General features: G+C 67.9%; 22 protein-coding genes. 16 read left to right on the plus strand and 6 right to left on the minus strand.

Annotated features, from left to right (window positions below; translation table 11 throughout):
• Positions 1-140 precede the first annotated feature (140 nt).
• The 4 genes from FW784_RS04585 to FW784_RS14730 are packed head-to-tail and all read right to left on the minus strand — an operon-like array spanning position 141 to position 3,551.
• On the minus strand, positions 141-371 hold the full coding sequence (locus tag FW784_RS04585; protein WP_149352185.1) for a SlyX family protein: 231 nt from the start codon (positions 369-371) through the stop codon (positions 141-143).
• Positions 368-1,705, minus strand: a complete 1,338-nt coding sequence (locus tag FW784_RS04590; RefSeq protein ID WP_149352186.1) for a UDP-glucose dehydrogenase family protein — start codon at positions 1,703-1,705, stop codon at positions 368-370. Before FW784_RS04590 ends, FW784_RS04585 begins: the two co-directional genes overlap by 4 nt.
• Before the next feature lie 45 nt (positions 1,706-1,750).
• Complete coding sequence (locus FW784_RS04595) at positions 1,751-2,545, minus strand: FKBP-type peptidyl-prolyl cis-trans isomerase (RefSeq protein ID WP_187770678.1); 795 nt, start codon at positions 2,543-2,545, stop codon at positions 1,751-1,753.
• A gap of 34 nt (positions 2,546-2,579) precedes the next feature.
• On the minus strand, positions 2,580-3,551 hold the full coding sequence (locus tag FW784_RS14730; protein WP_149352188.1) for an FKBP-type peptidyl-prolyl cis-trans isomerase: 972 nt from the start codon (positions 3,549-3,551) through the stop codon (positions 2,580-2,582).
• 180 nt (positions 3,552-3,731) lie between these two features.
• Here FW784_RS14730 and FW784_RS04605 point away from each other — a divergent pair, with 180 nt between their 5' ends.
• From FW784_RS04605 to FW784_RS04625, 5 genes are read left to right on the plus strand one after another with little or no spacing between them, the layout of a single operon-like run.
• Positions 3,732-3,953 carry a hypothetical protein gene (locus tag FW784_RS04605; protein ID WP_149352189.1) on the plus strand — a complete coding sequence of 74 codons (222 nt, stop codon included), beginning with the start codon at positions 3,732-3,734 and terminating at the stop codon, positions 3,951-3,953.
• A 3-nt stretch (positions 3,954-3,956) separates the two neighbouring features.
• Positions 3,957-4,328: a GntR family transcriptional regulator gene (locus FW784_RS04610; protein WP_149352190.1), complete on the plus strand. Its 372-nt coding sequence runs from the start codon at positions 3,957-3,959 to the stop codon at positions 4,326-4,328.
• A complete protein-coding gene (locus FW784_RS04615) occupies positions 4,325-5,203 on the plus strand; it encodes an ABC transporter ATP-binding protein (protein WP_149352191.1) in 879 nt (292 codons plus the stop codon). The genes FW784_RS04610 and FW784_RS04615 overlap by 4 nt, the downstream gene beginning before the upstream one ends.
• Entirely contained in the window at positions 5,200-6,198 is a 999-nt protein-coding gene (locus FW784_RS04620) for an ABC transporter permease (RefSeq protein WP_235893572.1), read from the plus strand. The genes FW784_RS04615 and FW784_RS04620 overlap by 4 nt, the downstream gene beginning before the upstream one ends.
• 34 nt (positions 6,199-6,232) lie before the next feature.
• On the plus strand, positions 6,233-6,913 hold the full coding sequence (locus FW784_RS04625) for a YggN family protein (protein ID WP_149352192.1): 681 nt from the start codon (positions 6,233-6,235) through the stop codon (positions 6,911-6,913).
• 120 nt (positions 6,914-7,033) lie between these two features.
• Here the strand turns inward: FW784_RS04625 and FW784_RS04630 are convergent, their stop codons facing one another.
• A complete protein-coding gene (locus tag FW784_RS04630; protein ID WP_149352193.1) occupies positions 7,034-8,443 on the minus strand; it encodes a class II fumarate hydratase in 1,410 nt (469 codons plus the stop codon).
• A gap of 89 nt (positions 8,444-8,532) precedes the next feature.
• Here FW784_RS04630 and purB point away from each other — a divergent pair, with 89 nt between their 5' ends.
• From purB to FW784_RS04685, 11 genes are all read left to right on the plus strand, one after another.
• The gene (gene purB, locus FW784_RS04635) at positions 8,533-9,909 is read left to right on the plus strand and encodes an adenylosuccinate lyase (RefSeq protein ID WP_149352194.1); all 1,377 of its coding nucleotides are present in this window, start codon (positions 8,533-8,535) and stop codon (positions 9,907-9,909) included.
• Position 9,910: 1 nt separating this feature from the next.
• Positions 9,911-10,807 carry a subclass B3 metallo-beta-lactamase gene (bla, locus tag FW784_RS04640; protein WP_149352195.1) on the plus strand — a complete coding sequence of 299 codons (897 nt, stop codon included), beginning with the start codon at positions 9,911-9,913 and terminating at the stop codon, positions 10,805-10,807.
• Complete coding sequence (locus tag FW784_RS04645) at positions 10,804-11,979, plus strand: ribosomal protein uL16 3-hydroxylase (RefSeq protein WP_149352196.1); 1,176 nt, start codon at positions 10,804-10,806, stop codon at positions 11,977-11,979. Before bla ends, FW784_RS04645 begins: the two co-directional genes overlap by 4 nt.
• 20 nt (positions 11,980-11,999) lie before the next feature.
• Positions 12,000-12,875: a GNAT family N-acetyltransferase gene (locus tag FW784_RS04650; protein ID WP_235893573.1), complete on the plus strand. Its 876-nt coding sequence runs from the start codon at positions 12,000-12,002 to the stop codon at positions 12,873-12,875.
• A gap of 153 nt (positions 12,876-13,028) precedes the next feature.
• Entirely contained in the window at positions 13,029-15,857 is a 2,829-nt protein-coding gene (locus FW784_RS04655) for a 2-oxoglutarate dehydrogenase E1 component (RefSeq protein ID WP_149352198.1), read from the plus strand.
• 56 nt (positions 15,858-15,913) lie between these two features.
• Positions 15,914-17,161, plus strand: coding sequence for a dihydrolipoyllysine-residue succinyltransferase (sucB, locus tag FW784_RS04660; protein WP_149352199.1), 1,248 nt, complete (start codon positions 15,914-15,916; stop codon positions 17,159-17,161).
• Positions 17,162-17,222: 61 nt separating this feature from the next.
• Complete coding sequence (lpdA, locus tag FW784_RS04665) at positions 17,223-18,653, plus strand: dihydrolipoyl dehydrogenase (RefSeq protein ID WP_149352200.1); 1,431 nt, start codon at positions 17,223-17,225, stop codon at positions 18,651-18,653.
• Positions 18,654-18,724: 71 nt separating this feature from the next.
• Positions 18,725-19,585, plus strand: coding sequence for a class I SAM-dependent methyltransferase (locus FW784_RS04670; protein WP_149352201.1), 861 nt, complete (start codon positions 18,725-18,727; stop codon positions 19,583-19,585).
• A gap of 8 nt (positions 19,586-19,593) precedes the next feature.
• Positions 19,594-20,187 carry an LOG family protein gene (locus FW784_RS04675; RefSeq protein WP_149352205.1) on the plus strand — a complete coding sequence of 198 codons (594 nt, stop codon included), beginning with the start codon at positions 19,594-19,596 and terminating at the stop codon, positions 20,185-20,187.
• Between the two features lie 14 nt (positions 20,188-20,201).
• The gene (locus FW784_RS04680; protein ID WP_149352202.1) at positions 20,202-21,191 is read left to right on the plus strand and encodes a YhdH/YhfP family quinone oxidoreductase; all 990 of its coding nucleotides are present in this window, start codon (positions 20,202-20,204) and stop codon (positions 21,189-21,191) included.
• 58 nt (positions 21,192-21,249) lie between these two features.
• Positions 21,250-21,615 carry a response regulator gene (locus FW784_RS04685; RefSeq protein ID WP_149352203.1) on the plus strand — a complete coding sequence of 122 codons (366 nt, stop codon included), beginning with the start codon at positions 21,250-21,252 and terminating at the stop codon, positions 21,613-21,615.
• A gap of 74 nt (positions 21,616-21,689) precedes the next feature.
• Here the strand turns inward: FW784_RS04685 and FW784_RS04690 are convergent.
• A partial coding sequence (locus FW784_RS04690) for a DnaJ C-terminal domain-containing protein (RefSeq protein ID WP_328592706.1) occupies positions 21,690-22,201 on the minus strand: 512 nt, incomplete at its 5' end.

The following is a 22,201-nucleotide window of genomic DNA, read 5'->3' on the forward strand; positions in this document are numbered from 1 at the left end:
TCGCGGCTGTCGCCCCTGGGAGCGCCCGCGGGTCGCGGCGGCCGACGCTCGTCACGCTTTTCGGGTCGCGCCACGGGCGCCGGCGGCTTGAAGCCCAAACCGAGAAGCTGGTCGCGCAGTGTGTCGCTCATTTGTTCTGGTCAGTAGTGGGGCGGCGGCGGTTCGACCGGCGCGTCACCCGTGAAATCGGTGGCGAGGCCGGCGCGAAGCTGCCGCATCTCGTCGAGGGCGCGCTGCAACATCAGCACCAGGCGCGCGTTTTCCGACCGGAGTTCGGCCACGGCATCGCTCATCTCGAGCAGCGAATGTTCCTGGAACGCGAGCCGCATTTCGAGCTCGACCAGCCGCTCGCCCAGCGCGTCAGCGATCATGCCGACACCGATCGACCGCGACCGATGCCGTAGTAGGCGATTCCCGCGGCCTCGACCTCGTCGGGGTGATAGATGTTGCGGCCGTCGAACAGCACCGCATCGCGCAATGCGCCGCGCAGACGGGTGAAATCCGGGCTGCGGAACTGCTTCCATTCGGTGATCACGATCAGCGCGTCCGCGCCCGCCAGCGCGGCGTTCGCGCTCTCACAAAGGTCGAGGTCATCGCGTTCGCCGAAGACGTGCTGGGCCTCGTCACGCGCTTCCGGATCGTAGGCCCGCACTCGCGCGCCCGCATCCCAGAGTGCGTGCAGCAATGCGCGGCTCGGCGCTTCGCGCATGTCGTCGGTATTGGGCTTGAACGCCAGGCCCCACACCGCGAACGTGCGCCCGGCGATGTCGCCGCCGTAGTGGCGGGTGATCAGTTCCATCAGGTGCAGTTTCTGCCGACGGTTGACCGACTCCACCGCCTGCAGCAGCTCGGCGTTGTAGCCGACCTGCGCTGCGGTCCGCGCCAGCGCCTGCACGTCCTTCGGGAAACAGGAACCGCCGTAGCCGGCGCCCGGATAGATGAAGTGCCAGCCGATCCGAGGGTCGGACCCGATGCCATGGCGAACGTTCTCGATGTCGGCGCCCACGCGCTCCGCAATGTTGGCGATCTCGTTCATGAAGGAGATCTTGGTCGCCAGCATCGCGTTGGCCGCGTACTTCGTGAGCTCCGCGGAGCGCACGTCCATCACCACGATGCGATCGTGGTTGCGGTTGAGCGGCGCGTACAGCCGACGCAGGCGATCGACCACGTGGGCGTCCGTCGCGCCGATCACGATGCGGTCGGGCCGCATGAAATCGTTGACAGCGTCGCCTTCCTTCAGGAATTCGGGATTGGATGCGATGCCGAACGCGACGTCCGCACCCCGCGCAGCGAGTTCACCGGCGATCGCCGCGTGCACCTTGTCCGCGGTGCCAACGGGCACGGTCGACTTGTTGACGATCACTCCCGGCCGTTCGAGATGGCGGCCAATGGTGCGCGCCACGGCCAGGACGTATTGGAGGTCCGCACTGCCATCCTCGCCGGGAGGCGTGCCGACGGCGATGAACACGATTTCGCCGTGCCCGACCGCTGACTCGGCGTCGGTGGTGAAGCGAAGCCGCCCGGCCGCGTGGTTCGACCGGACCATAGGCTCGAGGCCGGGCTCGAAAATTGGAATCTCACCGCGCTCCAGCGCAGCGACCTTGCCCGCATCGATGTCCACGCAAACCACGTCGTGGCCCACGTCCGCCAGGCACGTGCCGGTGACCAGGCCGACGTAGCCTGTTCCAAAAATAGTGACGCGCATCAGCCGCTCCCGCGCTGTCGCCCGGCGCGGACGCCGGGCGCGTGATCAGTGAGCAGGCTGCGGGCCTGCGGCGCCGGCCTTGCCGATGCCGAGGAGTTCAACGTCGAACACCAGCGTGGCATTCGGCGGGATCGGGCCGCCGGGCGTGCCCGCTTCCCCGTAGCCAAGCGACGCCGGGATCCACAGGCGGTACTTGCTGCCGACCGGCATCAGCTGGATGCCTTCACGCCAGCCGGGCACCACCTGCGCGAGGGGCAGCGTCGCCGGCCCGCCGTGGTCATACGAGCTGTCGAACTTGGTGCCGTCGAGCAGCGTGCCCGTGTAGTGCACGGTGACCGCGTCGTCGGCCTTCGGTTTCGGGCCGTTGCCGGGCGTGAGCACTTGGTACTGCAGGCCGCTCGCCGTCACCTGCACGCCGGCTGCCTTCGCATTCTTCGCGAGGAATTCCTGGCCTGCCTTCTGGTTCTTGCCGGCCTGCTGCATCTGGTCCGCAATGCGCTTGGCTTGCAGCTTCTGCGAGAACGCCTCGCGAACCTGCTGCGCCTGCTGCTCGTTCATCAGCGGCTTGCCGCCTTCGAGCTGCGTGCGCATCGCCTTCTCGAGCGTGGCGATGTCGATTTCGTCCTTGACCTGCTTGAGCGTCTGGCCCATGTCCATGCCGATCATGTAGCTGACGCGCGCCTTGTCGTCCTTCAAGCCGGGGATTGCGTTCGGGTCGCTGCTCTTCGCTGCAGCCGCGGTGTCCGTCTTGGCGGCGGGTGCGTTCTTGTCGCAACCGGTCACGGCGAGCGCGGCGGCGATGGTGCCGAGCGCGAGAAGGCGCGTCGTTGAAAGAGTCATTCGAAATCCTCGTGGGGGAGCGGCAGGGCCGCGATCAGGGCGAGATGGCGAGCAGTTCGACATCGAAGACGAGCGTGGAGTTCGGGCCGATCTGCGCACCCGCCCCTTTTTCGCCGTAGGCAAGCTCGGACGGAACCCAGAAACGGTATTTGGCGCCGACCGGCATCATCGACACGCCCTCGGTCCAGCCCGGAATGACCTGGTTGAGCATGAATTCGACCGGCTGACCGCCGCGATCGTACGAGCTGTCGAAAACAGTGCCGTCGAGAAGCGTGCCATGGTAATTCACGCGGACCCGATCGGTCGGCTTCGGGCGGGCGCCCGATCCCTGGCGCAGCACCATGTACTGCAGGCCGGACGGCGTCGTGATCACGCCCTTCTTCGTCTTGTTCTCGGCCAGGAATTTTTCGCCCGTCGCCTTGTTCGTGCCTGACTGCGCCGCGCGCTGCGCCTCGATCTTCTGCTTGACCGACGCGGTGAACTCGGCGCGCACGGCGTTGCGCGTGGACTCGTCCATCACCGGCTGCTGTCCGGCGAGCAGGCCCGACATGGTGCGAAACACCAGCGGCATGTCCACTTCGTCCTTGATCGATGCCAGCGACGGCCCGAGGTCCATCGCCACCAGATGGCCGACGTCGACCTTCGAGACCTCGGGCGGCGCGGTCTTGGCCTGGCCACGACGGGCGGCGATCCGCTGCATCAGGGCCTGGTTGATCTGCGCGGCGCGTTCGCGCGTGAGCGTCGGCGACTTGCCGGCGAGAACGCCTTGCAGGCCTTCCTGGAACGCCTTGAGGTCGATGTCCGGCGCGACCGGCATGAGCATCTGCGACAGGTCGAAACCGACCACGTAGCTCGCCTTCTGACGCGGCGTCACCAGCGAAGCAGCTGTCGTCGGCGCGGAGGCGACGGGCTTCGCAGGCGCGGGCTTCGCGGCGGGGGGCGCGGCAACGGCGATGGCGGCCGTCGAGGCGAGCAGCACGGCGAGTCCGCGTGCGGTCAGTTTCATTCACAGCTCCTGGCGGCGCCCGGTCGGGCGCAGGGGGCCCGTATTGTCGCGGCCCCTTCGGCGGGGGGCAAATCGCGGCCCAGCGGCCGTATGCCATCAGTTGGGTTTGCGGCAGTTGACGAGAGCGAAACTGGTGTTATAGTTGCCTACAACACCGGTCAACCAGAGAGGAGGCCTGCCATGAGTCGCAAGCTCCAAACCAGCCTGAACGCACTCGTCATAACGGCAGCGCTCTGCGCGACCGGCGCGTTCGCCGCCGCCGCCGTGCCTTTTGCGGCGCCTGCCACCCGCTCCATCGCCACGGTCGCTTCGGCGGTCGACGGCGGCCACCACAAGAGTCACCCCAACCGCCTCCGCCACGTACTGGCGATGCCCTACTTCTCGTTCGTCCCGAGGGACTGACCCATGGCCGCCATCCAATGGAGCGACGGCGCTCCCATCTACCGCCAGCTGAAGGAGCGCGTCGTAGCGATGATGCTCGACGGACTCCTCAAGCCCGGTGACCCGCTGCCCTCCGTGCGCCAGGTCGCCGCGGAATACCAGCTCAACCCCATTACGGTCTCGCGCGCCTACCAGGAGCTCGCGGACGAAGCATTGGTCGAAAAACGCCGAGGACTGGGCATGTACGTCACCGAAGAAGCCGCCAAGAAGTTGCTGGTAAGTGAGCGCGAGCGGTTCCTGACCGAGGAATGGCCGCAGGTGATGGAGCGCATCGCGCGCCTCGGGCTCCGGCTCGACGAACTCATGGCCGCTGGCCGCAAGGGGGACATGCAATGAATGCCCAGGTCACCCCGTCCCCGGTGGTCCGCGCCCGCGGCCTCCGCAAGGTCTACAAGAACAAGATCGCGCTCGACGGCACGTCGTTCGAGATTCCCGCCGGCCGCATCGTCGGCCTGATCGGCCCCAACGGCGCCGGCAAGACGACTGCGCTGAAGGCGATGCTCGGCCTGATCCCGTTCGACGGCGAGATGTCCGTCCTCGGCCGCGATCCGCGCAGCCAGCGGGACGAACTGATGCAGGACGTCTGCTTCATCGCCGACGTCGCCGTGCTTCCGCGCTGGATTCGCGTCAAGGAAGCCATCGAATTCGTCGCCGGCGTGCATCCACGCTTCGACATGGCGCGCTGCGAGCGCTTCCTGGCCGGCACGCAGCTGAAGCCGAACCTCAGGGTTCGGGAGATGTCCAAGGGCATGATCGTGCAGCTGCACCTGGCGCTAGTCATGGCGATCGACGCCAAGCTCCTCGTGCTGGACGAGCCCACGCTCGGCCTGGACATCCTGTACCGCAAGCAGTTCTACCAGCGGCTGCTGGAGGATTACTTCGACGAGGACAAGACGATCATCGTCACCACCCACCAGGTGGAGGAGATCGAGCACATCCTGACCGACGTGCTGTTCATCCGCGACGGCCGGATTTCGCTGGACGCCTCGATGGACACCCTGGGTGACCGCTACGCCGAAGTGCTGGTCGACTCGGCGCACATCGAAGCGGCACGCGCGCTGCAGCCGATCGACGAACGCGCCCTGCCCTTTGGCAAGACGGTGATGCTGTTCGAGGGCGTGCCCGTCGAGCGCCTCGCGCAATTCGGTGAAACCCGCACGCCCGGCCTGGCCGACCTGTTCGTGGCCACCATGAAGGGGACATACGCATGAACGCGACAATCCAAACCCTGCCCCGCGCGCCGGTTGCGGCGCCCCACGCCACGCACAAGTTCAAGCTGTTGCTGCGACGCGAATTCTGGGAGAACAAGGGCGGCTTCCTCTGGGCGCCTCTGGTTGCCGGCGGAATCTCGCTCCTGTTCACGCTGCTCGGCGCCATCGGCGGCAGCGTCCTGAAGCACCGCCACGCGGCCGAAATCATGCAGGCCGATGCAAGGCCCGACGAGATGGCCCGCGTGTTCGGCGGTGCCGGCGACGTCGCGCTGCTTGGCGGTGTCGGCATCACGCTGATCGTCCTCGGCTTCGTCGTCTTCTTCTATTCCCTCGGATCGCTCTACGACGACCGCCGCGACCGCAGCGTGCTGTTCTGGAAGTCGCTGCCGGTGTCGGACTCGAGCACGGTGGGCGCGAAGGCCGCATGGGCGCTGATCCTGGCGCCGGTGGTGGCGATACTCATCGGGGTGCTGGTCGGGCTGGCGTCGTGGCTCATCGCAGCGATCACTTCGACCGTCAACGGACTGCCCGGTGCAAGCGGAATCTTCACCTACTCGCATCCGATCCGGCTCGTCGGCAGCGTCATCGCTCTGGTTCCGCTGTACACGCTGTGGGCGCTGCCGGCCGTGGGTTGGCTGATGTTCTGCTCCGCCGCGGCGCGCTCGAAGCCCTTCCTGTGGGCGGTGATGATTCCGATCCTGAGCTGCGCAATGGTGAGCTTCGGCAATGTGGTGATGGGCATGGGATACGACGTCAGCCGCATGTGGTACGTCGTCGTCTACCGCGGCCTGCTCAGCGTGTTCCCGGCAACCTGGATCCCGCACCTGCAGTCGTCCGTCGGCGGCATCCACACCCCGGACGAGATCGCCAACGTCGTGAATGTCGCGAACAACTGGACAGTCGCTGCAACTGCCGACCTATGGATCGGCGTGGTCGTCGGCCTCGCGCTGATCGGCGCCGCCATCCGCCTGCGCCGCTGGAGGGACGAGGGCTAAGGCCCTCGCTCCCCGGACTTTGAAGGAGCCGCAAATGAATCGTCTGCTACGCACCACCCTGCTCGCCGCGACGCTCGCGAGCCTCGTCGCCTGCCAGGGCAAGACCCCGGCAACCGCACCGAACGGCACCGGCGGCAGCTCGCTGGAAAACGATGTCGGCACAAGTGTCGGCCGCGGCATGGCCGAAGCCCAGCGCAAGCTCGAGACCGAGAACATCACCATCCGCAGCGGCAAGGGCGAGCTGCACAAGGCGGAAATCACGCCCACCGGCGGCCTGATCATCGATGGCAAGACCATCGCGCTGAACGAAACGCAGCGGCAGGCGGTGCTCGATTACCGGGCGCGCACCATCGACATCGCCCATGCCGGAATGGACATCGGCGTGCAGGGCGCGAAGCTCGCGACGAGGGCCGTGACCGAAGCGATCGGCGGCCTGCTGAGCGGGCATCCCGACCAGATCGACAAGCGCATCGAGATGCAGACTCAGGGCATCAAGAAAGCCGCGAGTTCGCTATGCGACAAGCTGCCGGCGCTGCAGGCCGCGCAGCAGAAAGTCGCGGCCGCGGTGCCGGAGTTCGCGCCGTTCGCGAACATCCACTCCGACAAGGGCAGCGAATGCAAGCGCGGCCTCGATGATCACGCCGCGACAGCGGCGCCCGCCGCGGCTCCGGCGACACCGGCCGCTTCAGGACAACCCGCACCCGCGACCCGCTGACGAACAACGCGAGTGGCACGTCGCACCTTCGGGTGCATCGGATCTCCCCCCGATGCGCCCGTTTCTTTTTCCACGGTGCCGGTCGCGCGCCGTCGCCGCGCCCGCCATGCGCCGATCGGCTCAGCCGCCGCCCGACATGCCCTCGCGGATCCCGCCCTGCGTCAGCGCAGCCGGATCCAGCAGGCGCCGTAGCTGCTCCCGCGGCATCCCGGTGGCTTCGGCTGCTACGTCGAGCACGGGCCGGCCCTCCTTGTAGGCCTGCTTCGCGATCGCCGCCGCCTTCTCGTAGCCGATCACCGGGTTCAGCGCGGTCACCAGGATCGGGTTGCGGTCGAGGGTTTCGCGCACGCGGTCCTCCCGGACCTTGAGCCCCACGATCGCGCGGTCCGCCAGCAGCCGCGTCACGTTGGTGAGCAGGCCGATGCCGTCGAGCAGGTCGTAGGCAATCAGGGGCAGCATCACGTTGAGCTGGAAATTGCCGCTCTGCCCGGCGACGGTAATCGCCGCGTGGTGCCCGATCACCTGGGCGCACACCATCGCCACCGCTTCCGGGATCACCGGGTTGACCTTGCCCGGCATGATCGAGCTCCCCGGCTGCAGTGCGGGCAATTCGATCTCACCCAGCCCGGCGAGCGGGCCGGAATTCATCCACCGCAGGTCGTTGGCGATCTTCATCAACGCAACCGCAAGCGCATTGAGTTGACCCGAGAGCTCGATCGCATCGTCCTGGGAAGCGATGCCTTCGAACCGATCGGCTGCCGCTTCGAACCTGGCACCTGCGCGCTTTGAAATCGCCTTGGCCATCTGCTCGCCAAAGCGCGGGTCGGCATTGATGCCGGTGCCGACCGCGGTGCCGCCGATCGGCAAGCGGCGAAGGCGGCCCAGCGAGTCCTCGATCCGCATGGCCGCCGAATCCAGCTGCGATGCCCAGGCACCGAACTCCTGCGCGAACGTCACCGGCATCGCATCCATCAGGTGCGTGCGGCCCGTCTTCGTCACTTTCGTCAGCGATTTCGCCTTCTTGCGGATCGCCGCTTCGAGGTAGCGCACGGCAGGCAGCAGGTCACGCACGCAGGCGACCATCGCGGAGACGCGGATGGCCGTCGGAATCACGTCGTTCGAGCTCTGCCCGAGATTGACGTGATCGTTGGGATGCACGCGCCGCTTCGCCGTCGATGCGACGTGCGCGATCACCTCGTTCGCATTCATGTTGCTCGACGTGCCGGAGCCGGTCTGGAAGACATCGACCGGGAAATGCGCGTCGAACTCGCCGTCGGCGACGCGTTGGCCCGCGTCGACGATCGCGGCCGCGACGCCGGGGTCCAGCAGTTTCAGGCGCCCGTTGACCTCGGCCGCCGACGCCTTGATGACCCCGAGCGCCTCGATGAAGCCGCGCGGCATGCGCTGGCCGGAAATCGGGAAATTCTCAACGGCGCGCTGCGTCTGCGCCCCCCACAGCGCGTCTGCGGGCACCTGGAGCTCACCCATGCTGTCGTGTTCGACGCGGTCGTTCGCGGGGGATCGGGCCATCGTGCTCTCCTGTGGGTGCCGCGAGGTTACGCCGCGGCGCGTCAACGGCGGGAGGGTAAAATCGCCGCTCCCTCCCCCCGCGGCCTGCCATGTCCCCGTCCGTCGAAACCTCGCTGCTCGCCCTTTCGCCGCTGGACGGCCGCTATGCGGGCAAGGTCGACGCGCTGCGCCCGGTGTTCTCGGAATTCGGCCTGATCCGCGCCCGCGTGCGGGTCGAGGTGGAATGGCTGGTCGCGCTGGCGGCCGAACCCGGCATTGTCGAGCTGCAGGAATTTTCGGATGCCGCCGTCGCGCGACTGCGCGCCTTCGCCGAAGGCCTGTCGATCGCCGACGCCGCGCGCGTCAAGGAGATCGAGCGCACCACCAACCACGATGTGAAGGCGGTCGAGTACCTGATCAAGGAACGCCTGAAGGACGACGCGGAACTCGCCCCCGCGCTGGAGTTCGTGCATTTCGCATGCACGTCGGAGGACATCAACAACCTCAGCTATGCGTTGATGCTGCGCGACGCCCGCGACGGCGTGATGGCACCGCGACTGCGCGAACTGATCGCGAAGCTGCGCGACATGGCGCACGCACATGCCGGCCTTGCGATGCTTGCACGCACGCATGGCCAGACCGCCTCGCCCACGACCGTCGGCAAGGAACTGGCGAACGTGGTGGCCCGCCTGGAGCGCCAGCGCGAGGTGCTCGAAGCACTGCCGATGCCCGGCAAGATCAACGGCGCGGTCGGCAACTACAACGCGCACGTCGCCGCGTATCCGGACATCGACTGGCCGGCGTTCTCGCGGCGCTTCGTCGAGTCGCTCGGCCTGGCGTGGCAGCCGTACACGACGCAGATCGAGCCGCACGACGGTATCGCCGAGGTCGCGGACGCGATGAAGCGCGTGGGCACGATCTCGATCGACCTGTGCCGCGACGTGTGGGGCTACATTTCGCTCGGCTATTTCAAGCAGTCGGTCAAGGCCGGCGAAGTCGGCAGCTCGACGATGCCGCACAAGGTGAATCCGATCGACTTCGAGAACGCCGAAGGCAACTTCGGCATCGCGAACGCCCTGTTCGAGCACTTCGCCGCCAAGTTGCCGATCAGCCGCTGGCAGCGCGACCTCACCGACTCCACCGTGCTGCGTGCGCTCGGCACGGCGTTCGGCCACGCGCTGGTCGGCGTTGACGCGCTTACGCGCGGACTCGGCAAGCTCAGCGTGAATCCCGAGCGCCTCGCCGCGGATCTCGACGCCGCGTGGGAGGTGCTCGCCGAAGCCGTGCAGACGGTGATGCGGCGCTACGGCCTGCCGCAGCCCTACGAACAGCTCAAGGCGCTCACCCGCGGGCAAGGCATCACCGAGCAGTCGATGCGCGACTTCATCGCAGGCCTCGACCTTCCGGCGGACGCCAAGCAACGCCTCGTCGAGATGACGCCGGCGAGCTATATCGGCCACGCCGCCGAACTCGCACGGAGCGTCTGACATGCGCGCAGCGCTCTCCGTGATCGCGCTCGCCGCGCTGGCCGCATGCACAGGTGCCACCAACACGCGGCCCGCGTCGATGCAGGCGCCCAACCGGTGTGCGGACGATGCCGGCTGGAACGATCCCGCCGTGCCGCGCCACATCTACGGCAACACGTGGTACGTCGGCACCTGCGGCATCAGCGCGTTGCTGGTGACGTCGAAAGACGGCCATGTGCTGCTCGACGCCGGTACCGGCGAAGCCGCGACGCAGGTCGAAGCCAGCATCCGGGCGCTCGGTTTCCGAGTCGAGGACATCCGCGCGATCGTCAATTCGCATGCCCATCTGGACCACGCCGGCGGCCTGGCGCGGCTGCAGAGGGATTCGGGTGCGCCGGTGTACGCGCGCGCCGCCGCCGTGTCGGTGCTGTCGACCGGCGTCGCCGATCGCAGCGATCCGCAGCAGCTTTCGCTCGAGTCGTTCGCGGCGGTCGCGCATGTGCAGGCCATCGCCGATGACGGCCACGTGCGCGTCGGCGCGATCGACCTCGCCGCGCACGCCACGCCCGGCCACACGGCCGGCAGCACCAGCTGGACATGGCGCGAGTGCGAGAAAGGGCGCTGCGTCGACATGGCGTACGTCGACAGCCTTACCGCGATGACCGACGACGAGTTCCGCTACTCCGACGAGGTTGCTCATCCCGGCACGCTCGCGGACTTCCGTGCCGGGCTCACCCGCGTCGCCGCGCTGCCGTGCGACGTGCTGGTGACGCCGCATCCGTCGCTCAGCGACATGTGGTCGCGCATCGCGCCGGAGAGTTCGAAGCCCTTGGTGGACCCGGCGGCATGCCGTGACTACGCGCAGTGGGCGAACGCCCGCCTCGACGCCCGCCTGGCGAAGGAAGCGCTGCCGCGATGATCGAGATCGACGCACGCGGCAAACCGCCGCTGGGCATGACGCCGGCCCGCTTCCTGCGCGAGTTCTGGCAGAAGAAGCCGCTGCTGGTCCGCAATGCCTTCCCGGACTTCGCGACGCCGATCGAGCCGGAGGATCTCGCCGGGCTTGCCTGCGAGGAGCTCGCCCTGTCGCGCATCGTCGAACACGACCGCCAAGCCGATCGCTGGACACTGCGCACCGGCCCGTTCGCGGAGGAAGAATTCCCGGGAATGCCCGACCACGACTGGACGCTGCTGGTGCAGGACGTCGACAAGTGGGACGCCGATGTCGCCGCAGTGTTGCCGCACTTCGATTTCCTCCCACGCTGGCGCGTCGACGACGTCATGATTTCGTTCGCTGCGCCCGGCGGTTCAGTCGGCCCGCACGTCGACCAGTACGACGTCTTCCTGCTTCAGGCGAAAGGCCACAGGCGCTGGCAGATCGACGCGTCCTCGGACCCGTCACTGGCGTTCCGCGACGACGCGCCGATCCGCCTGCTGCGCCAGTTCAATGCCACGCACGACTGGGTGCTGGCGCCGGGCGACATGCTCTACCTGCCGCCGGGCGTTCCGCACAATGGCGTCGCCGAAGACGCGTGCCTCACGTTCTCGATTGGCATGCGCGCACCGTCGGCCGCCGAGCTGCTCGGTGACTTCGTCGACACGCTGGCGTCCGAGTCCGACGACGCGATCCGCTATCACGATCCCGACCTCGCGCCTGCGCGCGACCCGATGGAGATCGACGACGCGGCGATGTCGCGCGTGGTGGAGGCACTCAACGCGCTGCGCATGAACGATCCCGAGCGCTTGTCCGACTGGTTCGGGCGCTTCATCACTTCGTACCGAAGTGCGGGCATCGTCGCGGCGCCCGGCGGCGCCATGGACCGCGCAGCGATCGAGGCAGGCCTGCGCAGCGGTGGCGTCCTGCATCGCAATCCCTTCTCGCGGGTGGCCTGGCGAAAGCTCAAGCGCTCGGCACTGCTGTTCGTCGCGGGACAGTCCTGGCGGCTTGCCGCGACCGACGCGAAGCGCCTTTCCGCAGCCGAGTCCGTCGACATCGCGACCTACGCGAAGCTGGGCGAACCGGGACGCGCCGCGCTCGCCGAGCTCGTAGCAGGCGGCCACTACCAGCCAGCCGGGGACGAAGACGAATGAGCCGCGAGTTCAGCGTCGACGTGGTCGATTTCGCCAGCGCCCTGCCCGACCTGCGGGCGGTGCGCGAGGTCGTGTTCGTGCAGGAACAGCGCGTGCCCGTCGAGATCGAGCGCGACGCCCTGGATCCGGCGTGCGTCCATGTGCTGGCGCGCGACGGGGAAGGCCGGGCCGTCGGGACAGGTCGCCTTGCGCCGGGCGGAAAGGTCGGGCGGATGGCGGTGCTGGCCGGCTGGCGCGGCCGCGGCGTGGGCCGCTCGATGTTGCTGCGCCTGCTCGATGAAGCGCGCGCCCGCGGCCTCGCCGAAGTGGTCCTGAGTGCCCAGGTCGACGCCGAGCGCTTCTACGCCGCGGAGGGATTCCTCCCGTACGGCGAGCGTTTCGAGGAGGCTGGCATCCAGCACCAGGCGATGCGGCGCGTGCTTGGCAGCCCCGCAGCGGTGGAAAACGCGGCCCAGGCCGCCGCGGCCGTGGTCGGTATCGCCACCCACGCGCGACGCCTGCTGACGATCTACACCCGCGAGATGGACGCCGGTCTGCTGGACCACCCGGCGGTGCTGGCCGCCCTGCGCGGGTTCGCCACGCGTGGCGGGGAAGTGCGGGTGCTGCTGCAGGACGTCGAAACACCGCAGCGCGCGCACGCTCCGCTGATTTCGCTCATGCAGCGGCTGCCGTCGTCGTTTTCGGCGCGCGTGATCGAAGAGCCCGTCGACCGCACCTACCCCTCCGCCTTCGTCGCGGGTGATACCGGCGGCTGGTACTTCAGGCCGTTGGGGCACCGGGTCGACGGCGAGACGCAGCTCGACGGAGCGGCACGCGTCAGGCAGCTGAAAACCGTGTTCGACGCTGCCTGGGAGCGCGCGCGCCCGGCCACCGAATTGCGCGCGCTGGGGATCTGACCGGCCCGGATGGGTTGAGGTCCGGGCGCTCGGACCCGCCGTCCCGCTATAATTCGCGTTCTTTGGCGCCCGTGTCCTAAAGAACCGCCGCGCAGGCCTCCAAGCGGCCGCGGACGCCTTCCGAATCTCCCCCAAGAGCATCCCGCCGACATCGTGGACAGCCTCCTGAAGCAGTTTGCCCAGACCTCCCAACTCGGCGCGAATGCCGCCTTCGTCGAGGATCTGTACGAGCAGTACCTGGTCGCGCCCGACAGCGTCGACGCGAAATGGAAGGCCTACTTCGATGGCGTGAAGAACGGTTCGACGACCGAGGTGCCGCATTCGGCGGTGCTCGAGTCGATCGCCGAAGCCGGCCGCCAGGCCGCGAGCGGCGCCACGGGCAGCCCGGGTACCGCGGCCGGCGATGAACGCCAGCGCGCCGTGGGCAAGTTGATCATCGCCTACCGCTCGCGCGGGCATCTGGCCGCCGACCTCGACCCGCTGCACCTGGAAAAGAAGCCCGAGGCGCCGGATCTCGAACTCGGCTTCCACGGTCTTTCCGAGCGCGACCTCGACGTCGAGTTCAGTACCGGCGGCGTGGGCGGCCGCGACCGCATGAAGCTCGGCGAGCTCGTGGCGCTGCTGAAGTCGACGTATGTCGGTTCGGTCGGCGCCGAGTTCATGCACATCGCGGACTCCGATCAGCGCCGCTGGGTGTACGAGCGCCTGGAGAAGGCGGGCGGTCGCTACGCGCGCAGCGCGGAGGACCGCAAGCGCATCCTCGAGCGGCTCACGGCCGCGGACGGCCTCGAGCGCTACCTGGGCACCAAGTACGTCGGCCAGAAGCGCTTCTCGCTCGAGGGCGGCGATGCATTGATCCCGCTGATGGACGACCTGATCCGCCGCGCGGGAAGCCAGGGCGTCAAGGACGTCGTGATCGGCATGGCGCATCGCGGGCGCCTCAATGTCCTGGTGAACACGCTGGGCAAGCCGCCACGCGACCTGTTCAACGAATTCGAAGGCAAGTTCGAACACATCCATTCCGACCTCGCCCACCAGGGCGACGTCAAGTACCACATGGGTTTCTCGGCCGACGTCGCCACGCCGACCGGCCCGGTGCATCTCGCGCTTGCGTTCAACCCGTCGCACCTTGAGATCGTCGATCCCGTGGTGGTCGGCTCGGTGCGTTCGCGGCAGATGCGCCGCGGTGACCAGGGCCATCGCCAGGTGCTGCCCGTGCTGCTGCACGGCGACGCCGCGTTCGCCGGCCAGGGTGTCGTGATGGAGCTCCTGCAGATGTCGCAGGCGCGGGGTTTCGCCGTGGGCGGAACGATGCACATCGTCATCAACAACCAGGTCGGCTTCACCACCAGCGAGCGGCAGGACGCGCGTTCGACGCTGTACTGCACCGACGTCGCCAAGATGGTCGGCGCTCCCGTGCTGCACGTGAACGGCGATGACCCGGACGCCGTGCTCTTCTGCACCGCCCTCGCGCTCGACTTCCGCAACCAGTTCGGTCGCGATGTTGTCGTCGACCTCGTCTGCTATCGCCGCCACGGCCACAACGAGGCCGACGAACCGGCCGCGACGCAGCCACTGATGTACCAGGTCATCCGCAAGATGCCCACGCCGCGCGAGATCTACGCGAAGCAGCTTGTTTCCGATGGCGTGATCACCGAGGCCGACGCGCAGGCGCTCGTCGACAGTTACCGCACGCGGCTGGACGCCGGCGAAGTCACCACCGAACTGGCCGACGAGCGCCCCGACACGCAGGCCGTCGACTGGTCACCCTTCATCACCGGCAAGCTGTCGGATCCGGTCGACACGCGCTTCGACCGCGCGAAACTGACCGAACTCGCCACGCGCATCACGACAGTGCCCGAGCGCATCACGCTGCATCCGCGCGTGCAGAAGATCTACGACGATCGCCGCAAGATGACCGCGGGCGAACTCGCCGGCGACTGGGGCTTCGCGGAGAACCTCGCCTACGCGACGCTGCTCACGCAGGGCTACCGCCTCCGGCTCGTCGGCCAGGACAGCGGTCGCGGCACGTTCTTCCACCGCCACGCGATCCTGCACGACCAGAAGACCGACGAGTACTACCTGCCGCTGCGGGAGATCGTCGGCAATCCGTCCGACGTCACGATCATCGACTCGCTGCTCAGCGAAGAGGCGGTCATGGGCTTCGAGTACGGCTACTCGACCGCCGACCCGATGACGCTCGACATCTGGGAAGGCCAGTTCGGCGACTTCGCCAACGGCGCGCAGGTGGTCATCGACCAGTTCCTGTCGTCCGGCGAGGCCAAGTGGGGACGTCTTTCCGGCCTGGCGTTGTTCCTGCCGCACGGCTATGAAGGCCAGGGCCCGGAACACAGCTCGGCGCGCCTCGAGCGCTACCTGCAGCTGTGCGCCCTAGACAACATGCTCGTCTGCACGCCGACGACCCCGGCGCAGGCGTACCACATGATCCGCCGCCAGATGCTGATGACCACGCGCAAGCCGCTCGTGGTCATGACGCCGAAGTCGTTGCTGCGCCACAAGCTTGCGGTTTCGTCACTGGACGACCTGGCGGGCGGTGGTTTCCAGAAGCTCATCGCGGACCCGGCCGACCCCAAGAAGGTCAAGCGTGTCGTCGTCTGCGGCGGCAAGGTCTACTACGACCTGCTGGAAGACCTGCAGAAGCGCGCCGCGAGTGACGTCGCACTCATCCGCATCGAGCAGCTCTACCCGTCCCCCCGGCCCGAGTTGAGGGCGGAGCTCGCCAAATACGCGGTCAGGGACATCGTGTGGTGCCAGGAAGAGCCCATGAACCAGGGCGCCTGGTACCAGATCCGGCATCACCTGGTCTCGTGCCTCGGCGCCAAGCAGATGCTGCACTACGCAGGTCGTGCGCGCTCGCCGTCGCCGGCCGCCGGCCATTTCGCGGACCACGTGCGCGAACAGCAGCAGCTGATCGCCGATGCGCTGGTCAATCCGCTCAATGGCGAGGCTTGCGAGGAGTAATCCGCGCGCGCCGCCGTCCCATCGCCGTACCCAATTTCCACTAAGGACGCTTCTTCATGAGCACCGAGATCAAGGTTCCCGTGCTGCCCGAGTCGGTCTCGGACGCAACCATCGCCACCTGGCACAAGAAGCCGGGCGACGCGGTCAAGCGCGACGAGAACCTCGTCGACCTCGAAACCGACAAGGTGGTGCTCGAGGTGCCCTCGCCCGTCGATGGCGTGCTCAAGGAGATCCGCTTTGAGACCGGAGCGACGGTCAACAGTGAGCAGGTGATCGCAGTGGTCGAAGCCGGCGCCGCCGCGGCGGCGCCTGCCGTGGCCGAGACGAAAGCCGACAAGGCGATCGATGCCAAGAACATCGCGGCCACCACCAACGAAGCGCAGCCGGTGATGCCGAAGTCGGCGTCGCCGCAGCCGGCGCCGGGCGCCAGCGCGCCCGCACCGGCCGCTGCCAATTCGCAGCTGCCGCCCGGCGCGCGCTTTGCGGCAGACACTTCCGGCGTCAACGCCAGCGACGTTGCCGGCACCGGGCGACGCGGCGCGGTCACCAAGGAAGACATCGTCAACTACGCGAAAGCCGGCGGCGTCGGCACGGCGCAGGGCGCGCGTCCGGAAGAGCGCGTGCCGATGACGCGCATGCGTGCGCGCATCGCCGAGCGCCTCATGCAGTCGAAGAATTCGATCGCGATGCTGACCTCGTTCAACGAGGTCAACCTCGGCAAGGTCATGGAGATGCGGAAGGAGCTGCAGGACGATTTCGTCAAGGCCAACGGCATCAAGCTCGGCTTCATGAGCTTCTTCGCCAAGGCGGCGGCGAACGCGCTACAGCGCCACCCGGCGGTGAATGCATCGGTCGACGGCAACGACGTGATCTACCACGGTTACGCCGACATCTCGATCGCCGTCTCCACCGACAAGGGCCTGGTGACGCCGGTGTTGCGCAACGTCGAGCGCATGTCGTTCGCCGACATCGAAAAGGGCATCGCCGACTACGCCAAGAAGGCGCGCGACGGAAAGCTCGGCCTCGACGACCTGCAGGGTGGCACCTTCACCATCACCAACGGCGGCACGTTCGGCTCGCTGATGTCGACGCCGATCGTGAACCCGCCGCAGAGCGCGATCCTCGGCATGCACGCCATCAAGGAGCGCGCGATCGTCGAGAACGGCCAGGTGATCGCGGCGCCGATGATGTACATCGCGCTCAGCTACGACCACCGCATCATCGACGGCAAGGATGCGGTGCTGTTCCTGGTCGACATCAAGAACCAGCTCGAAAACCCGCACCGCATGCTGTTGGGCATGTGATGCCAGCGCGGCCCCGCGGCGCGCAGGGCTTTTTGCATCACGAACAAGGGAAACATCCGAGATGAGCGAACAGCAGCAATTCGACGTCGTGGTGATCGGCGCCGGCCCGGCGGGCTACCACGCGGCCATCCGCGCGGCGCAGCTCGGCCTCAAGACGGCATGCATCGACGCGGCGCTGGGCAAGGACGGCCAGCCGGCGCTCGGCGGAACGTGCCTGCGTGTCGGCTGCATCCCGTCGAAGGCGCTACTCGACTCCTCGCGCCAGTTCTGGAACATGGGCCACATCTTCGACCAGCACGGCATCAGCTTCGCCGACGCGAAGATGGACGTCGGCACGATGGTTGGCCGCAAGGACAAGATCGTCAAGCAGTTCACCGGCGGCATCGCGGCGCTGTTCAAGGCGAACAAGATCACGACGTTCTACGGTTTCGGCCAGCTGCAGCCGGGCAACGTCGTCGTGGTCAAGCAGCACGACGGTACGACGGTCGAGCTCAAGGGCACGAATGTCGTGATCGCGGCGGGTTCCGATTCGATCGAGCTGCCCTTCGCGAAGTTTGGCGAACACATCGTGGACAACGTTGGCGCGCTCGACTTCACGTCGGTGCCGAAGCGGTTCGGCGTGATCGGCGCGGGCGTCATCGGGCTCGAACTCGGCAGCGTTTGGAATCGCCTCGGTGCGCAGGTGACCATCCTCGAAGGCCTGCCCACGTTCCTCGCCGCCGCCGACGGCGAAGTAGCGAAGGTCGCCGCGCGCGAGTTCAAGAAGCAGGGCCTCGACATCCGCCTGGGCTGCAAGGTTTCGAACACCGACGTACAGGCCGATGGCGTGCATGTCAGCTACACCGATGCTGCCGGTGCCGCGCAGGAGATCGTCGTCGACAAGCTGCTGGTGGCGGTCGGGCGCCGCCCCGCGATCAAGGGCCTGCTTGCCGAAGGCACGGGCGTGCAGATCAATGAGCGCGGCCAGATCCAGGTCGACGAGCACTGCCATACCGGGGTCGACGGCGTCTGGGCCGTAGGTGACTGCGTGCGCGGCCCGATGTTGGCTCACAAGGGCTTCGAGGAAGGCATCGCGGTTGCGGAGCTGATCGCGGGCCTGCCGGGCCACGTCAACTTCGACACGATTCCGTGGGTCATCTACACCGAGCCGGAGATCGCCTGGGTGGGCAAGACCGAGGAGCAGCTGAAGGCCGAGGGCACGCCCTACAAGGCCGGCAGCTTCCCGTTCGCAGCGGTCGGCCGCGCTGTCGCCATGGCCGAGCCCGCGGGCTTCGTGAAGGTGCTCGCACACGCCGAAACCGACACCGTGCTAGGCATGCATCTTGTCGGCGCGAGCGTCTCCGAGCTCGTGCACGAAGGCGTACTGACGATGGAGTTCAAGGGCTCCGCCGACGATCTGGCGCGCATCTGCCATGCGCACCCGTCGCTGTCGGAGGCGGTGCACGACGCAGCGATGGCCGTGCACAAGCGCGCGATCCACAAAGCGAACTGAGCCGCCCCCGCAACCCCCGGGGCCGCCGTCATCCCTGCGATGATGGCGGCCTCGCCGTTTCCGGAGCCGACATGACCGACGACACGCCCGTTCGCAACGTCTCCGACACGGCCCTGTGGGTCGCGATCTATCGCGCGATGGAAAGCGAGCGCAGCGACGCGATCTTCCTCGACCCGTACGCGCGCCGGCTCGGCGGCGAGCGCGGCGAACGCATCGTGCGCGAGATGCCACGCGGCCGCTCCATGGCGTGGCCGATGATCGTGCGCACTGCCGTAATGGACGAAATCGTGATGCGCTGCATCCGCGACGGCGCGCGCACCGTGTTGAACCTCGCCGCGGGGCTCGACGCGCGTCCGTACCGGCTGGATCTGCCGAAGGACCTGCGCTGGATGCATGTCGACCTGCCCGACATCCTCGGCTACTTCCGCGATGCGATGGCCGGTGAGGCACCGCGCTGCCAACTCGAATTCCATTCGGCCGACCTGCGCGATCCGGACGTTCGCCGCGCCCTGTTCGCAGACGCCGCAACGACCGGCCCGGTGCTCGTCATCAGCGAGGGCCTGCTGGTTTATCTCGAACCCGACGACGTGGCGGCGCTGGCGCGTGACCTGCACGACGTCGCGCATGCGCGCTGGTGGCTGACCGACCTGGCATCGCCGCTTCTACTGAAGAAGGTCGCCAAGCACATGGGCGCGAATCTGCGGGCGGGAAACGCGCCGTTCCGCTTCGCACCGGCCGAAGGCACCGCGTGGTTCGCGTCGATGGGTTGGCGGGAGCGCGAGTTCCGCTCCACGTGGGATGAATCGCTGCGACTCAAGCGTTCCGTGCCGCTGGCGCCCCTGTGGACGCTGCTGACGAAACTGCAGCCCCGGGAAAAACGCGATGCCATGCGCCGCATGTCCGGCATCGTGCTGATGGAGAACAACGACTGATGCGTCAATTGCGTTCGATATGCGTCTACTGCGGCTCCAACGCCGGCAACCGCCCCATCTACGCGGAACGCGCGGCCGCACTCGGCACGCTGCTGGCGCGCGAGGGAATCGCCGTTGTCTACGGCGGCGGCAACGTGGGCCTGATGGGCACCGTCGCGGACGCCGCGCTGGCGGCCGGCGGCGAGGTGGTCGGCGTCATCCCCGAGCAGCTGGTCAATTGGGAAGTCGCGCACCGCGGCCTGACGCGGCTCGAAGTCGTCGCCGACATGCATACGCGCAAGGCGCGGATGTTCGACCTCTCCGATGCATTCGTCGCATTGCCCGGCGGCTTCGGCACGCTCGACGAGATGTTCGAGATGCTCACCTGGCGCCAGCTCGGGCTCGGCAATCGTCCGTGCGCTTTCCTCGACGTCGACGGCTTCTGGTCGCCGCTGATGTCGATGCTCGACCGCATGGTCACCGAGCGCTTCCTGCATCCTGAGCAGCGCACCGACCTGTGGCACGGCGACGACGCAGTCGCGATGCTTGCGTGGATGCACGCGTATCAGCCGGGCCAGTCCGACAAGTGGATGGACGAAAAACGGCGGCGCGAGATCCGCTGAGCCAGGAGACGACGATGATTCCAGACAGCTTCCGCGCATTCCGCATCCACGGCGGCGAAGGCGGCCACCGCAGCGGTATCGAGTCGGTGTCCATCAACGACCTGTCGCCGGGCGAGGTGGTGATCCGTGTCGCGTATTCGTCGGTGAACTACAAGGACGCGCTCGCCGGGACGGGGTCGGGCAAGATCCTGCGCGACTTCCCGCTGGTCGGCGGTATCGACGTCGCCGGCCATGTCGTCGAAAGCCGCGACCCGCAGTATCGCGAGGGCGATGCCGTGCTGGTGACCGGCAGCGGCCTGTCGGAGACACGCGACGGCGGCTATTCGGAGTTCGCTCGCCTCGAGGCGAGCGGAGTGATCCCGCTGCCCGCGGGGCTGGACCTGCGCGAGGCGATGATCCTGGGCACTGCCGGCTTCACCGCCGGCCTCGCGCTGCACCGCATGCTCGAGAACCGGCAGACGCCGTCGCACGGGCCGCTGGCGGTCACCGGCGCGACCGGCGGCGTCGGCTCGCTGGCGATCGACATGTTCACGCGCGCCGGTTTCGAGGTGCACGCGGTGAGCGGCAAGGCCGAACAGGCGCCCTACCTGCGCGAACTCGGCGCAGCCGAGGTACTGGGGCGCGAGGCGCTGTCCACCCGCCGGCCGATGGAGCGCGCACGCTTCGGCGGAGGCCTCGACAACGTCGGCGGCGCGATGCTTGCCAGCCTGCTGGCGCAGACCGCGCCCTACGGAAACGTCGCATCGGCCGGGCTCGCCGCGTCGGCGGAGCTGGAAACGACGGTCATGCCATTCATCATCCGCGGCGTGTCGCTGCTTGGCGTCGCATCGGCAGGCACCGCCCGCGACGTGCGCGAGCGCGTCTGGGGCCTTCTGGCGTCGGATTGGAAGCCCGCGCACCTGGAGCGCATCTGCACGCGCGAGGTCGCGCTGGACGGGTTGCCGTCGGTTTTCGAGTCCATGCTGGCGGGCGCCTCGCTCGGCAGGACGCTGGTTCGCATCTGAAGTTTGCTGTCCCGGTCCCGCGCGCCGGTAGAATCGCGTCATCCCCAGAGAAACCACCATGGCCCGAATCCTGATCGTCGACGACTCGCCCTCCCAGTTGATGGGCATCCGCCGCCTGGTCGAAAAGCTCGGGCACGAGGCCCTCACGGCCGAAGACGGCGCGGCCGGCGTCGAGGCCGCCAAGCGCGAGTTGCCCGACCTCATCCTCATGGACGTGGTGATGCCGAACCTCAACGGGTTCCAGGCGACGCGCGCGATCTCGCGCGAGCCGACGACCAAGCACATCCCTGTCGTGCTGGTCACCACCAAGGACCAGGACACCGACCGCGTCTGGGGCATGCGCCAGGGTGCGAAGGCCTACATCACGAAGCCGTTCAACGACAACGACCTGGCCGAGATCATCGGGCAGCTGATGCCGGGCTGATACGCGTCGAAGCCGCTGCAATCAGAGGCCGCGCCCAGCGCGGCCTTTTCTTTGGGACGCGTCGGGTCCAGTCGTCAGGCGTGCCCGGTCGAGAACGCGTCGCGCAACGCCTCGTACGCACGGATCTGGCCGACCGACTGTGGCCGCGGCGCGGTCACTTCCAGCTCGACGATCTGGTCGCCCGGGACGTCGCCCGGCAGGCCGCGCCCGCGCAGCCGCAACTTGCGGCCGGCCTCCGAGTTGGGGGGGATCTTCAGCTCGACGGCACCGCCAAGCGTCGGCACGCTCAGCGTCGCGCCCAGTGCCGCATCCCAGGGCGCCAGCTGCGCCACGTGCACGATGTTGCGGCCGTCCACCTCGAATTGCGGATGCGCGGCGTATTCGATCTCGAGCAACAGGTCGCCGCCTGCACTGCCCTGCCCGGCCAGACGTATCACCTGGCCCTCGCGGACGCCCTTGGGGACGCGCACGTCCAGCGTCTTGCCGCCGAGGCTGATGCGCACGGTACGCCCCTCGTAGACGGCCTCGAGCGCCACGGCGAGCTTGGCGCGCGTGTCGCTTCGCGGCGCCGGGCCACGGCCCATCG

The sequence above is a fragment of the Cognatilysobacter lacus genome (genome assembly GCF_008274655.1).
GTDB classification, from domain to species: Bacteria; Pseudomonadota; Gammaproteobacteria; order Xanthomonadales; family Xanthomonadaceae; genus Cognatilysobacter; species Cognatilysobacter lacus.